The sequence below is a fragment of the Sphingomonas sp. P4_G3 genome (genome assembly GCF_056401105.1).
The window spans coordinates 46679-59720 of sequence record NZ_JBFUJZ010000006.1 but is presented as its reverse complement, the minus strand read 5'-3'; the positions used below and the strand labels follow the sequence as shown (position 1 = coordinate 59720).

Annotated in this window: 13 protein-coding genes; 11 read left to right on the top strand and 2 right to left on the bottom strand. The window is 65.3% G+C overall.

Going from position 1 to position 13042, the window contains the following annotated elements:
* Positions 1–74: 74 nt before the first annotated feature.
* From AC1DQQ_RS15635 to AC1DQQ_RS15600, 8 genes are all read left to right on the top strand, one after another.
* Positions 75–512: a VOC family protein gene (locus AC1DQQ_RS15635; protein ID WP_478032127.1), complete on the top strand. Its 438-nt coding sequence runs from the start codon at positions 75–77 to the stop codon at positions 510–512.
* Between the two features lie 168 nt (positions 513–680).
* Complete coding sequence (locus AC1DQQ_RS15630; RefSeq protein WP_478042791.1) at positions 681–1106, top strand: DoxX family protein; 426 nt, start codon at positions 681–683, stop codon at positions 1104–1106.
* A gap of 25 nt (positions 1107–1131) precedes the next feature.
* Positions 1132–1848, top strand: coding sequence for a DUF1428 domain-containing protein (locus tag AC1DQQ_RS15625; RefSeq protein ID WP_478045705.1), 717 nt, complete (start codon positions 1132–1134; stop codon positions 1846–1848).
* Between the two features lie 27 nt (positions 1849–1875).
* Positions 1876–2658: a VOC family protein gene (locus tag AC1DQQ_RS15620; RefSeq protein WP_478045704.1), complete on the top strand. Its 783-nt coding sequence runs from the start codon at positions 1876–1878 to the stop codon at positions 2656–2658.
* Positions 2655–3146: a VOC family protein gene (locus AC1DQQ_RS15615; RefSeq protein WP_478032119.1), complete on the top strand. Its 492-nt coding sequence runs from the start codon at positions 2655–2657 to the stop codon at positions 3144–3146. Before AC1DQQ_RS15620 ends, AC1DQQ_RS15615 begins: the two co-directional genes overlap by 4 nt.
* The gene (locus AC1DQQ_RS15610; RefSeq protein WP_478045703.1) at positions 3143–3613 is read left to right on the top strand and encodes an SRPBCC family protein; all 471 of its coding nucleotides are present in this window, start codon (positions 3143–3145) and stop codon (positions 3611–3613) included. Before AC1DQQ_RS15615 ends, AC1DQQ_RS15610 begins: the two co-directional genes overlap by 4 nt.
* Positions 3606–4268: a dihydrofolate reductase family protein gene (locus AC1DQQ_RS15605; protein ID WP_478045702.1), complete on the top strand. Its 663-nt coding sequence runs from the start codon at positions 3606–3608 to the stop codon at positions 4266–4268. Before AC1DQQ_RS15610 ends, AC1DQQ_RS15605 begins: the two co-directional genes overlap by 8 nt.
* Before the next feature lie 64 nt (positions 4269–4332).
* Positions 4333–5616, top strand: coding sequence for a phospholipid carrier-dependent glycosyltransferase (locus tag AC1DQQ_RS15600; protein WP_478045701.1), 1284 nt, complete (start codon positions 4333–4335; stop codon positions 5614–5616).
* A 104-nt stretch (positions 5617–5720) separates the two neighbouring features.
* On the opposite strand, the gene AC1DQQ_RS15595 is transcribed toward AC1DQQ_RS15600, so the two are convergent.
* Both AC1DQQ_RS15595 and AC1DQQ_RS15590 read right to left on the bottom strand, forming a co-directional pair.
* On the bottom strand, positions 5721–6173 hold the full coding sequence (locus tag AC1DQQ_RS15595; RefSeq protein ID WP_478045700.1) for a nuclear transport factor 2 family protein: 453 nt from the start codon (positions 6171–6173) through the stop codon (positions 5721–5723).
* Between the two features lie 88 nt (positions 6174–6261).
* Entirely contained in the window at positions 6262–7185 is a 924-nt protein-coding gene (locus AC1DQQ_RS15590; protein WP_478042797.1) for a LysR substrate-binding domain-containing protein, read from the bottom strand.
* 138 nt (positions 7186–7323) lie between these two features.
* Between AC1DQQ_RS15590 and AC1DQQ_RS15585 the strand changes: the two genes are divergently transcribed.
* From AC1DQQ_RS15585 to AC1DQQ_RS15575, 3 genes are read left to right on the top strand one after another with little or no spacing between them, the layout of a single operon-like run.
* On the top strand, positions 7324–10509 hold the full coding sequence (locus AC1DQQ_RS15585) for an efflux RND transporter permease subunit (protein ID WP_478045699.1): 3186 nt from the start codon (positions 7324–7326) through the stop codon (positions 10507–10509).
* On the top strand, positions 10502–11641 hold the full coding sequence (locus tag AC1DQQ_RS15580; RefSeq protein WP_478045698.1) for an efflux RND transporter periplasmic adaptor subunit: 1140 nt from the start codon (positions 10502–10504) through the stop codon (positions 11639–11641). The genes AC1DQQ_RS15585 and AC1DQQ_RS15580 overlap by 8 nt, the downstream gene beginning before the upstream one ends.
* Positions 11631–13034, top strand: coding sequence for an efflux transporter outer membrane subunit (locus AC1DQQ_RS15575; protein ID WP_478045697.1), 1404 nt, complete (start codon positions 11631–11633; stop codon positions 13032–13034). The genes AC1DQQ_RS15580 and AC1DQQ_RS15575 overlap by 11 nt, the downstream gene beginning before the upstream one ends.
* Positions 13035–13042: the final 8 nt, after the last annotated feature.

Sequence of the window (13042 nt, the reverse complement as noted above, 5' to 3'; positions counted from 1 at the left end):
TTGAGTCGGCATAAAAGTCAAGTCAGCCGATTCGCCAGCCCCCTTGGCGGTCCCCGGCTCTAGGGAGAGAACAGATGACCAAGATGATTTTCGTGAACCTGCCGGTCGCCGATGTCGCCAAGTCGACTGCCTTCTACGAAGCGATCGGGTTCGAGAAGAATCCGCAGTTCAGCAACGAACAGGCGTCGTGCATGGTCTGGTCCGACGCGATCCACGTGATGTTGCTCGACCATGGCTTCTACCGGACCTTCACGACCAAAGAGATCGCCGACACGCACAAGACCAGCGCCACGCTGATCGCCTTGTCGCGCGACAGCCGTACGGAGGTCGACGCGATCACCGATGCCGCGATCGCCGCCGGCGGCCGCCAGACGCGCGCCACGGAGGACGGGGGCTTCATGTACAGTCGCCCGTTCGAGGATCTCGACGGTCATACGTTCGAGCCGATCTACATGGACATGGAAGCGTTCCCCGCCGCGACGACCGATCAGCTTGAGGGCGCCGCGGCCTAAGCGCCGCGCCCCTCCCCCCAAAGGAGATTTCCGATGCCCGAACGTTTCCGCCCCTGGATTGCCGGCCTTTTCTGGTTCGCCGTGACCGGCATCGTCATCCTCGACTATCCGGCGCTCGCCGGCATGCCGATCGTCGCGTGAGCAACCACCAGCTTTAGGAGAGAAGCCATGGCTACTACCTATCAAGCCGCTTCGGCGGCGCCGACCCCGCGCGCCCTCCAGCTATGGACTGGCCGCATCCTGACTGCGCTGGTCATCCTGTGCCTCGGTGCCGATGCCGCGGGCAAACTGATCGCCCCGATGACGATGATCGCGCACAGTCCGCCGCTGGGGCTACCCGCCACGTCCGGCTTCTACCGGCTGCTGGGAGCAATCCTGGGCGTCGCGACCGCGCTTTATGCCTGGCAGCGCACGGCATTCCTCGGCGCGGTCCTGCTGACCGGCTATCTGGGCGGCGCCGTGGCGACCCATTTGCGGGTCGGAAGCCCGCTGTTCGGCTACACGTTGTTCGGCGTCTATGTCGGGATCATGCTATGGGGTGGATTGTGGCTGCGCGACTCCCGCATCCGCGCATTGCTGCCCCTGAATCGTTGACCAAAACAACAAGAGGAGAGGCATCATGACCTATGTGCAGGGCTTCATCATTCCCGTGAAGGAAGGTGACAAACAGGCCTATCTCGACTTGGCGACAAAGGCAGCGCCGGTGTTCGCCGAATATGGCGCGACGGCGACGGTCGAATGCTGGGGCGAGGAGGTACCCGACGGCAAGCGCACCGACATGAAGCGCGCGGTCCAGGCCGAGCCGGGCGAACATATCGTATTCTCCTGGGTCTGGTGGCCCGACAAGGCGACGTGCGACAATGCCGCCGAGAAACTGATGGCCGATGAGCGCATGCAGCCCGATGGCGAGATGCCGTTCAATCCGCAGCGCATGATCTATGGCGGCTATGAAGCGGTGTATGATGGCGGCGATGGCGGCAGCTTCGGCTATGTCGACGGCGTCGTCGCGCCGACATCCGTCGATAAACAGGCCTTCGCCGACCATGCCGAGCGCATTTCCGCTTATTTCCTGAAGAGCGGCGCAACCCGCATCGTCGATGGCTGGGGGACTGACGTTCCCGACGGCAAGGTCACCGACTTCAAGCGCGCAGTCGCGGCCGAGGGTGGCGAGACGGTAATCTTCGGCTGGGTCGAATGGCCCGACAAGCCGACCCGCGATGCCGCCTTTGCCGGGATGATGGACGATCCCGACGTCCAAGCCGCGCCGCCCGCGTTCGACATGCAGCGCGCGATCTTCGGCGGCTTCGTGCCGATGCTGGATACCGATCACCCGTAAGCACCGACCATCCACAGGAGAGAGAAGATGGCTACCCGAACCGGAATGCCGATCTGGTATGAATTGATCACGACAGATGTCGACGCTGCCAAGCGTTTCTATGGCGATATCGTCGGCTGGACCACGACCACCTTTCCTTCCCCCGCGGGCGGCACGCCCTACAACATCCTGAATTACGGGGAGACCGGCGTCGGCGGGCTGATGACCTTGCCCGACGGCGCGCCGACCGGCCCTGGCTGGTTCGCCTATTTCCACGTCGCGGATGTCGATGCCGGGGTAGCGCAGACCGAACAGGACGGCGGCAAGACGCATATGCCCGCGACCGACCTGCCCGGCGTCGGGCGGATCGCGATGCTCGCCGATCCGCAAGGCGTGGTCTTCTATTTGATGACTCCCGATCCCTCGATGGGCGATCAGGAAAGCACCAGCTTCTCGGCTACTTTGCCGGGACGGTGCAGCTGGAACGAACTCGTCACCAGCGATCAGAAGGCGGCGCTACCCTTCTATTCGTCGCTGCTCGGCTGGACCTCGACCGAGGCGATGCCGATGGGCGAGATGGGCGATTACACCTTCGTCGATTGCGGCGACGTTCGGCTGGGCGCGATGATGGATCGCGCAAGCCCCGACCAGCCGCTCAAATGGACCTTCTACTTCGCTATCCCCGATGTCGACGCTGCGGTCGACAAGGTGAAGGCAGGCGGTGGCACCGTCATCATGGGACCGATGGACGTCCCCGGCGGCCAGCGCATCATCGTCGCGGTCGACCCGCAAGGCGCGTCGGTCGGTTTCGTTTCAGGAGAACGGCAATGAACAAGATCACCACCTGTCTGTGGTTCGACCACGGCAAAGCCCGCGAAGCGGCTGAATTCTATGCCGCGACCTTTCCCGACAGCCATGTCGGAAGCCCGCATAAAGCAGCGTCCGATTTTCCGGGCGGCAAGCAAGGCGACGAGCTGACCGTCGAATTCACGGTGCTCGGCCAATCGTTCGTCGGGCTGAACGGCGGCCCGACCTTCACCCCCAACGAGGCGGTGAGCTTTCAGGTCTTCACCGACGACCAGGAGGAGACCGATCGCTATTGGAACGCGATCGTCGACAATGGCGGCGCGGAAAGCGCGTGCAGCTGGTGCAAGGACCGCTGGGGCTTTTCGTGGCAGATCGTGCCGCGTGCGTTGATCGCTGGCATGAGCGATCCCGATCCCGCCGTCGCCAAGCGCGTGATGGACGCGATGATGACGATGAAGAAGATCGACATCGCCACGATCGAGCGCGCCCGCGCCGGGGAGGTGGTGGCATGAGCGGCGCCGAATACGAACTGTCGATCGAACGCCTGATCGACGCGCCGGTCGAGGCGGCGTGGAGGGCCTATACCGACCATCTGTCCGACTGGTTCTGCCCCAAGCCCTGGCGTGCCGAAGTGGTAGCGATGGACTTGCGCGCCGGCGGCCGCGCCGCGACCACGATGCACGGCCCAAACGGCGAAGTGATGCCCAATGAAGGCATCTATCTCGAGGTCCAACCGATGCGGAAGATCGTCTTCACCGACGCTTTTCGCGAAGGCTGGATCCCGCAGGGACCGTTCATGGTCGGGTTCTTCGAATACACGCCCGAAGGCGACAAGACGCGCTTCCGCGCCGGCGCGCGCCACTGGACTAAGGAAGCGTTCGAGCAACATCAAACGATGGGCTTCGAGCAGGGATGGTCGGTCATGGCCGACCAGCTCGAAGAGGTCGCCAAGCGACTGACGGAGACGGCCGATGCGTAAAATTGTCGGCACCGTCTTCGTCTCGCTCGATGGGGTGATGCAGGCACCAGGCGGGGTGAACGAGGATATCACCGGCGGCTTCGCGCATGGCGGTTGGCAGTTCAAATTCCCCGACCCCGCGGCCGACGCAACGCTGGGCGCCACGTTCGATGGCTATGACCTGCTGCTCGGGCGGAGGACGTACGACATCTTCGCCGCTTACTGGCCCTATGTCGAAGGCGAGGAAGCCAAATTGGGCGAGACCTTCACGAACGCCGGCAAATATGTCCTGACGCGCGGCGATCAGCCGCTCGAATGGGAAAACAGCCACCGGTTGAAGGGCATGGACGATGTCGCGGCGTTGAAGCAGAGCGACGGCCCCGATCTGATGATCTGGGGGTCGAGCGAAGTCTATCCCGGCCTGTTGTCGGCCGGACTGCTCGATCGGCTGACGGTGATGATCTACCCCCTGACCCTGGGCGACGGCAAAAGGCTGTTTGGCGACGGCACGCCCGCCGGTGCACTGAAGATGGTCGATCACCAGGTCACGCCGTCCGGTACGATCATCGCGACCTACCAACCCGCTGGCCCGATCCCCGAAGGCGCGTCGGTGCCGCCGATCGCTACCGCGCGCGAGGCGGAGCGGCAGCGTCGGATGCAGGAAGGGACGTGGTGATCCCCACCTGATCGGACGTAAATTGCCGTCGCCGAAGCGCGAACGGCACGCTAAGCGGGCGGGGATGCATGGTCGTCCCCGCCCGTTTCTCGTCGCGATCCTGATCGGGCTGGCTGCGGAAGCCTTGTTCCTGTGGGGCGTCACGATCCCGTCGAAGATCGTGTTCGACGAGATCCATTACGTGCCCGCCGCCCGGGCGTTGCTTTCCCTGTCGGGGCCGGTCAACACCGAACACCCCCTGCTCGCCAAGGAGTTCATCGCCGCGGGGATCGCATTGTTCGGCGACAACAGCCTGGGCTGGCGCTTCTTCTCGACGATCGCCGGCGCGGCGACGGTGATGGCGGTGTTCGCGATCCTGTGGCTGCTCTACCGCCGCATGCGCCCGGCAGTGATGGGCGCGATCTTCGCGCTGCTCAACTTCACGATCTATGTCGAAGCGCGGATCGCGATGATCGATCCGTTCCTGGCCGCCTTCACCCTGTGGGGAATCGCGGCGATTCTGTGGGCGATGCGTGCGCCCGCCGGAAAGGTCTGGCCGCGCTGGATCCTGTCGGCCGTGCTGTTCGGCCTGGCCGTTGGTACAAAATGGGCGGCCGTCCCTTATGTCGCTTGGGCAGGGATGGGCTTCCTGGCGGTACGCTGGCGCGACACGGCGAGAGCGAAACGGCCGCTCGCGACTTTGTGGTCGGGCCGCGATCAGCCGCACTGGCCGGGACTTCCCGCGATCCCGGCGCTCGCCGTCTTCGGACTGGTATCGATCGCGATCTATTTCCTGACCTTCGCGCCGGCCTTTTTCTACCACGACCAGCCGCTGACGCTCGCCGATCTGCTACCCTTCCAGGACATGATGTACCGCGAGCAGACCCAGGTCCTGCCGCACCACACCTACCAGTCAGCGTGGTGGAGCTGGCCGCTGATGATCCGGCCGATCTGGTATTTCTACGAGCCGTCGGACGGGGCGATGCGCGGCGTGCTGATGATCGGCAATCCGGTGATCCTATGGGGCGGATTGCTGGCAGTGCTCGCTTGCCTATGGGGTTGGCTGCGGTCTCACGATCCCCGGCTGTTGTTCGCCGCCGGGCTGTGGCTGGCGAGCTATCTGATCTGGGCGATCATCCCCAAGTCGCTGGGGTTCTTCTATTATTACTATCTGCCCTCGATCTTCCTGTGCATCGCGCTGGCGGCCGCGTTCGAGCATTTCGGCAAGGGCAAGCTGCAGCATTGGGTTGAGGGGTTCGCGATCCTGGCGTTCGGCATCGCGGTCTATTTCTTCCCGATCATCTCCGCCGCGGCGCTGCCGGGAGAGCAGGCATTCATGCACTGGATGTGGTTTTCCACTTGGCCCTAGCGGAATAGCGGATGCTATTCCGCGCCCGAGGGCCAAGTCGGCCGGCGGCGCGCAGCGCCGACCGACGGCGCGGATTAACTCCGCGCCGTCCCACGGCCTTCCCACTACTTCACCATATTCGCCTGCGTGAACACCACTCGCCAGCGCCCGTCCCGCTTCGCCCAGACGTCGACGAACCGAGCGTGCGCCGTGATCGGCTTGCCGCGATCGGACCCCTTGGCATCGACCGTCCCGCCGAGCACGGCGCCGTCCGACCACACACGACGGACCGTCAGCGAGAGCGCGACATAGGTCGTCCTGCTGCCCGGCGCGGTTGCTTCGGCGATATATTGCGCCTTGGTCTGATTCTTCCCGTTCGACCCCGCGAGGATGTAATCGTCGGCGAGCAGCCGGTCGAGCTCGGCGCGGTTGGCCTTGAATTGCGCGAGATCGTAAGCGGTCGCCGCGGCAGCGAGATCGCGCGGCAACCCGCGATAATCGGCGCCTTGGAGACCCGTCTGCGCCGAAGCTCCGGTCAAGGCCATAAGCATGCCGATGACCCAGATTGCCGACCGCATGATGTGACTCCCCTGCAATGTACGGGCAAGAGTAGCCGGACGGCTCGCCGCGGCAATGACCCGCGAGGTCATGGCCAACGATGCACCACTAAGCCTCCATCGCGCTCGCCGGACGAGTGAGTACCTCGAGAAAATGCGTGCATGGCAGCGTCAGGTCGGCGGCGTGATGGACCAGCCACAGCATCATCGTCACGCCGGTCAGTGGGCGATAGGCCAATGCCGCCGATTGCAGATTGCACAAGGATTCCGCCAGTACCATCACGCCGATCCCAGCCGCGGTCAGCCCGAACAGGGTCGACACGTCGCTCACCACCTGCGCGACATTGGGCTCGACGCCGCGTTCACGCATCAACGCCATCAACTCGCCGGTGAACAGGCTGCGTTCGGTCGAGTAGAAGACCATTGGTTCGTCCGTCAGATCGACGAGGTCGACCGTTTCCTGCGCGGCCAGCCGATGATCGGGCGGCACCCCGACGAACAGGCGCTCGCGGAGGAAAGGCTGCGCGATCAGACCGCGCGGCAGGACGGGTTTCTCGCGGCTGCGCATGAAGCCGATGTCGAGCAGCCGGTCGTCGATATCCTCGACCTGGGCGCGTCCCGACGCCTCGCGCAGCACCAGCTTCACATCGGGATAGAGCCGGCGGAATTCGGCGATCGCGCGCGCGATCTCGGGAATGAAGGGGGCCGAAGCGTTGAACCCGATCGCCAGTTCGCCAAGCTCGCCGCGCGCCGCGCCGCGCGCGACCGCCATGGCGTGCTCAGCCTGGCGCAACGTCGCCCGCGCGGCATCGAGGAACAGTTTGCCGGCAGGAGTCAGCGCGACGCTGCGGCTGGTGCGGTCGAGCAAGCGCACCTGCAGTTCGTCTTCCAATGCCCGGATTTGCTGACTGAGCGGCGGCTGCGAAATGCCGAGATGCTTCGCCGCGCGTGCGAAGTGCAGATCCTCCGCGACGCGGACGAAATAGCGCAGGTGACGTAACTCCATGATCGATATGTAAGAAATATCAATCATGCCGTAAACAATATTGGACAGGCGCGATTGCCGCGCCCACTTCGCCGCAACGCAGCATCGGCTTGCCACCGGTGCCATCACCAGATCGCCGACGGCGCCTCCCAGCCCGCCATCGGCAATCGAGCATGGGAATCGCCGATGATCGGAATCGTCCGCATAGCGCTGACGCGACCGCTGACCTTCGTGGTCATGGCCATTCTAATCGCGCTGATCGGCGTGTTGACGGCGATCCGGACTCCGGTCGACATCTTCCCCAATATCCGCGTGCCGGTGATCGCGGTCGCCTGGCAATATAGCGGCCTGCCGCCCGACCAGATGTCGGGGCGTATCATCACGCCGTTCGAACGCGTACTGACGACGACGGTCAACGATATCGACCATATCGAGAGCCAGTCGATGCCCGGCATCGGCGTGACCAAGATCTATTTCCAGCCGGGCGCCGATATCCGCACCGCCACCGCGCAGGTGACCAGCGTGTCGCAGACCGTGCTCAAGCAGCTGCCGCCGGGCGTCACCCCGCCGCTGATCCTGAACTACAACGCCTCGACCGTGCCGATCCTGCAACTCGCTTTGTCGGGCAAGGGTCTGTCCGAAGGCAAGATGTTCGACCTGGCACAGAACCAGGTCCGCCCCGGGCTGGTGACGGTCCCCGGTGCGGCTATCCCCTATCCCTCGGGCGGGCGTCAGCGCCAGATCCAGGTCGATCTCGATCCCGCGGCGCTGCAATCCAAGGGCCTGTCGGCGCAGGATGTCGGCAACGCGATCGCCGCGCAGAACCAGATCAACCCGGTCGGTTTCGCCAAGATCGGCAGCTTCCAATATAGCGTCGCGCTCAACAACGCGCCGGGTTCGGTCGAGGAACTCAACAACCTCCCGGTCAAGGTGGTGAACGGCGCCACCATCTATATGCGCGACGTCGCGCACGTCCGCGACGGATCGGCGCCGCAGACCAATGTCGTCCATGTCGACGGGTCGCGATCGGTGTTGATCACCGTGCTCAAGAACGGTGCCACCTCGACGCTGGCGATCGTCCAGGGGATCAAGGACGCACTGCCCAACATCCAGGCGACATTGCCCGGCGCGCTCAAGATCGTGCCGATCGGGGACCAGTCGCTGTTCGTCAAGGCGGCGGTCGAAGGCGTCATCAAGGAAGGCGCGATCGCCGCCGCGCTCACCTCGGTGATGATCCTGCTGTTCCTGGGTTCGTGGCGGTCGACCGTGATCATCGCGATCTCGATTCCGCTGGCGATCCTGGGCGCGATCATCGCGTTGGCGGCGACCGGCAATACGCTCAACATCATGACCTTAGGCGGCCTGAGCCTCGCGGTCGGCATCCTGGTCGACGACGCCACGGTGACGATCGAGAACATCAACTGGCACCTCGAACAGGGCAAGCCGGTGTTCGCCTCGATCATGGACGGCGCGGCGCAGATCGTGACACCGGCGTTCGTCTCGTTGCTGTGCATCTGCATCGTGTTCGTGCCGATGTTCTTCCTGCCGGGCGTCGCCGGCTTCCTGTTCGTGCCGATGGCGCTTGCCGTGGTGTTCGCGATGATCATGTCGTTCATCCTGTCGCGCACGTTGGTGCCGACCATGGCGAATTATCTGCTGAAGCCACATGCCGGCGACATGCACGCGGCCGGGACGCCCGCCTCGCGCAACCCGCTGGTCCGCTTCCAACGCGGATTCGAACAGCGCTTCGAACGGTTTCGCAAAAGCTATGGCGCCTTGCTCGAACGCGCGCTGGCCAAGCCGCGCCCGTTCGTCATCGGCTTCCTGGCGTGCGTCGCGCTGTCTTTCCTGCTGGTGCCGTTCCTCGGCGAGAATTTCTTCCCGTCGGTCGATGCCGGGCAGATGGCGCTCCATGTCCGTGCCCCGGTCGGATCGCGGATCGAGGATACGTCGGCGCAATTCGACCGGATCGAGCAGCGCATCCGTCAGATCATCCCGGCGGACGAATTGGTGTCGGTAGTCGACAATATCGGCCTGCCGGTCAGCTCGATCAACACGACCTATAACAATTCGGGCACGGTGGGCCCGCAGGACGGCGACATCCTGATCCAGCTGACCAAGGATCATAAGCCGACCGACGATTATGTCCGCATGCTGCGCGAGCAATTGCCGCACGATTTCCCCGGTTCGACCTTCTCGTTCCTGCCCGCCGACATCACCAGCCAGATCCTGAACTTCGGCGCCCCCGCCCCGATCGATATCGCGATCTCCGGCAAGGACGGCGACGGCAATGCCGCCTTCGCACGCGAGGTGCTGCGCCGGATCACCGCGATCCCCGGCGTCGCCGACGCCCGCATCCAGCAATCGGCGCGCTATCCGCAGCTCGACGTGAACGTCGACCGTAGCCGGATCGGCCAATATGGCCTGACCGAGCGCGACGTGACCAATAGCCTGGGTAGCTCACTCGCGGGCACATCCCAGACCGCACCGGTCTATTTCCTCGATCCGGCAAGCGGCGTGTCCTACCCGGTGGTGGCGCAGACGCCCGAATATCAGGTCGGGTCGATCAGCGACCTCGCCAATGTGCCGGTATCGGCCGCGGGTGCGAGCAGCCAGATCGTCGGCGGCATTGCCACGATCGGCCGCTCCTACGCGCCGACGGTCGTATCGCACTATAATATCGCACCGGTGGTCAACGTGTTCGCGACCACCAACGGGCGCGATCTCGGCGCGGTGGCCGGCGATATCAATCGCGTGCTCAAGGATATGAAGGCGAAGGCGCCGAAGGGGACGACCGTCACGTTGCGCGGCCAATATGCGACGATGAACAGCGCGTTTTCGGGCCTCGCCTTCGGCCTGCTCGGCGCGATCGTGCTGATCTACCTGCTGATCGTGGTGAACTTCCAGTCGTGGCTCGACCCGTTCGTGATCGTCACCGCGTTGCCCGGCGCGCTTGCCGGGATCGTCTGGATGCTGTTCGCGACCGGGACGACCTTGTCGGTCCCCGCTCTCACCGGCGCGATCATGTGCATGGGTGTCGCCACCGCGAACTCGATCCTGGTGGTCAGCTTCGCGCGCGAACGCCTGGCCGAATTGGGCGACGCGACCGCGGCGGCGCTCGACGCCGGCCTGGTCCGCTTCCGCCCGGTGCTGATGACCGCGCTGGCGATGGTCATCGGCATGTTGCCGATGGCGCTGGGCCTCGGCGAAGGTGGTGAGCAGAACGCCCCGCTCGGCCGTGCGGTGATCGGCGGCCTGATGGTCGCGACCTTCGCCACCCTGATGTTCGTTCCCGTAATCTTCAGCCTCGTCCATCGGCGCCACGCCGAAAAGACGGACGCGGCTCCCAAGCTGGAGGAAGCCTATGCCTGACGGCGACGGCCCCAATCTGAAACGCACCGGCATCATCGCCGCGGTCGCCGCGATCGCGGTGGTCGGGATCGGGATCGGCACGCGCGTCCATTCGCAGGCGCAGCTCGCGACCTGGACGCACGACCAGTCGACCCCGACGGTCAATGTGATCCACGCCAGGCCGAGCGCCGCGACGACTGCGCTGACGCTGCCCGCGACGCTGCAGGCGCTACAGAGCGCGCCGATCTATGCGCGGACCAGCGGTTATGTCCGCAAATGGTATGTCGATATCGGTGATCCGGTCCGTCCGGGCCAGTTGCTGGCGGTGATCGACGCGCCTGAGGTCGATCAGCAGCTCGCCGCCGCGCGCGCCGACCTGCAGACCGCGCGCGCCAACCAGCAGCTCGCCGCGACCACCGCGACGCGCTGGCAGGCGATGCTCGGCAAGGATGCGGTATCGAAGCAGGAAACCGACGAGAAGGTCGGCGACCTCGCCGCCAAGTCCGCCGTCGCCAATGCCGCGCGCGCCAATGTCGGCCGGCTGCAATATCAGCAGGGCTTCACCCGGCTGACCGCGCCGTTCGCGGGTGTGGTGACGTCGCGCTCGACCGACATCGGCGCGCTCGTCACCGCGGGCAGCGCCGCCAGCGCGCCGCTGTTCACCGTATCGGATGTCAGCAAGATCCGCGCGTTCGTGAAGGTCCCCCAGGCTTATTCGGCGCAGGTCCATCCGGGCATGGAAATCCAGCTGAGCCTGCCCGAATATCCGGGCCGCCCGTTCAAAGCGGTGATGACCCGCTCGGCCGGCGCGGTCGATACCAGTTCGGGCACCGTGCTGGTCGAATTGCTCGCCGACAATGGCGACCGCGCGCTGAAGCCCGGCGCCTATTCGCAGGCGACCTTCCCGATCGGTGGCGCGGGCAATGCCGTCGAGCTCCCCGCCAGCGCGATGATCATCGGCAAGAACGGCACCCAGGTCGCGGTGCTCGATGCCGGCGGCAAGGTGCAACTCAAGACGGTGACGATCGGACGCGATCTAGGCGATCGCGTCCAGATCAGCGTCGGCCTGACCCCCGCCGACCAGGTAATCGACAACCCGCCCGATTCGATCCAGTCGGGCGACAAGGTGCAGGTCGCGCGCGGTGGTAAATAGGCGTCTCCTCGCGCTGTCGCTGGCGTTGCTTGGCGGGTGCTCGCTGGCGCCCGATTATCAGCGCCCGGCGATCAGCACGCCCGCTGCGTTCAAGGAAGCGCCGTGGCAGCCCGCCGGCAGCGATGTCGCCCCGTCCGGCAAATGGTGGGAAGCGTTCGGCGACCCCGCGCTGACGGCGCTCGAGGAACGGATCGACAAGGGCAATTTCGACCTCGCCGCCGCGTCCGCGCGCTATCAGCAGGCCTTGGGCGCCGCACGTCAGGCCCGTGGCGACCTGCTTCCCCAGGTCGGCGCATCGACCAGCATCGAGCGCCAGCGCCAGTCGGCGAACCGGCCCAACAGCCCGGGCAGGTCCAGCATCTTCACCGACAAGGCGATCGGCGCCTCGCTCTCCTACGAACTCGACCTGTTCGGCCAGGTACGAAACCGCGTCGCCGCGGGTGACGCGTCGGCCAAGGCCGCGGCGTTCGATGTCGATGGCATCCGGCTGGGCCTCCAGACCCAACTCGCCTCGACCTATTTCGATTTGCGCGGGCTCGATGCGAGGATCACGCTGCTCAAACAGACCGTCGCGTCCTACCAGCGCGCCTTCGACCTCACCGATACGCGCCATTCGGGCGGGATCGCCTCGGGGATCGACGTCAGCCGGGCGCAGACGCAGCTGTCGAGCGCCAAGTCCGAATTGTCGACGGTCGAGATCGACCGCGCGCAGGACGAGCACGCCATCGCCGTGCTGGTTGGCGAAGCGCCAGAGACCTTCTCTATCCCGGTGGCCGATCAACAGACGAAGCCGCCCACGATCGCCGCGGGCATTCCCTCGACCCTGCTCGAGCGGCGCCCCGATATCGCCGCCGCCGAACGCCGCGTCGCCGCGGCCAACGCCGAGATCGGTGTGGCGCGCGCCGCGCTGTTTCCCAACATCACCCTGGGCGGCGCGGCCGGTTACGAGGCAGCCGGCGGCAGCTGGCTGAGTGCGCCAAGCACCTTCTGGGCGCTCGGCCCACTCCAGGCCGTCCTGTCGATCTTCGACGGCGGCAAGCGCCGCGCTGGCGTAAAGATCGCACGAGCACAATATGACGAAGCCGCCGCCAATTACCGCCAGACCGTCCTCACGGCATTCCGCGAGGTCGAGGACGATCTCGCGGCGCAGCGCTTGCTGATCGCGAGCGAAGCCGATCAGGCAGAGGCGACGCGCGCTGCCGAGCGCACGCGCGATCTGGCGTTGACCCGGTATCATGACGGGGCGTCGGATTATCTTGAGGTGGTACTCGCGCAGACCGCGGCGTTGGATGCCGAGCGTAGTTTGCTGCAGCTGCGCGCGCGGCAACTGCAGGTGGCTAGCGATACGTTCCGGGCGTTGGGTGGGGGATTGGGGGCCAGCGCGTCGCAGTGATCCGCCGG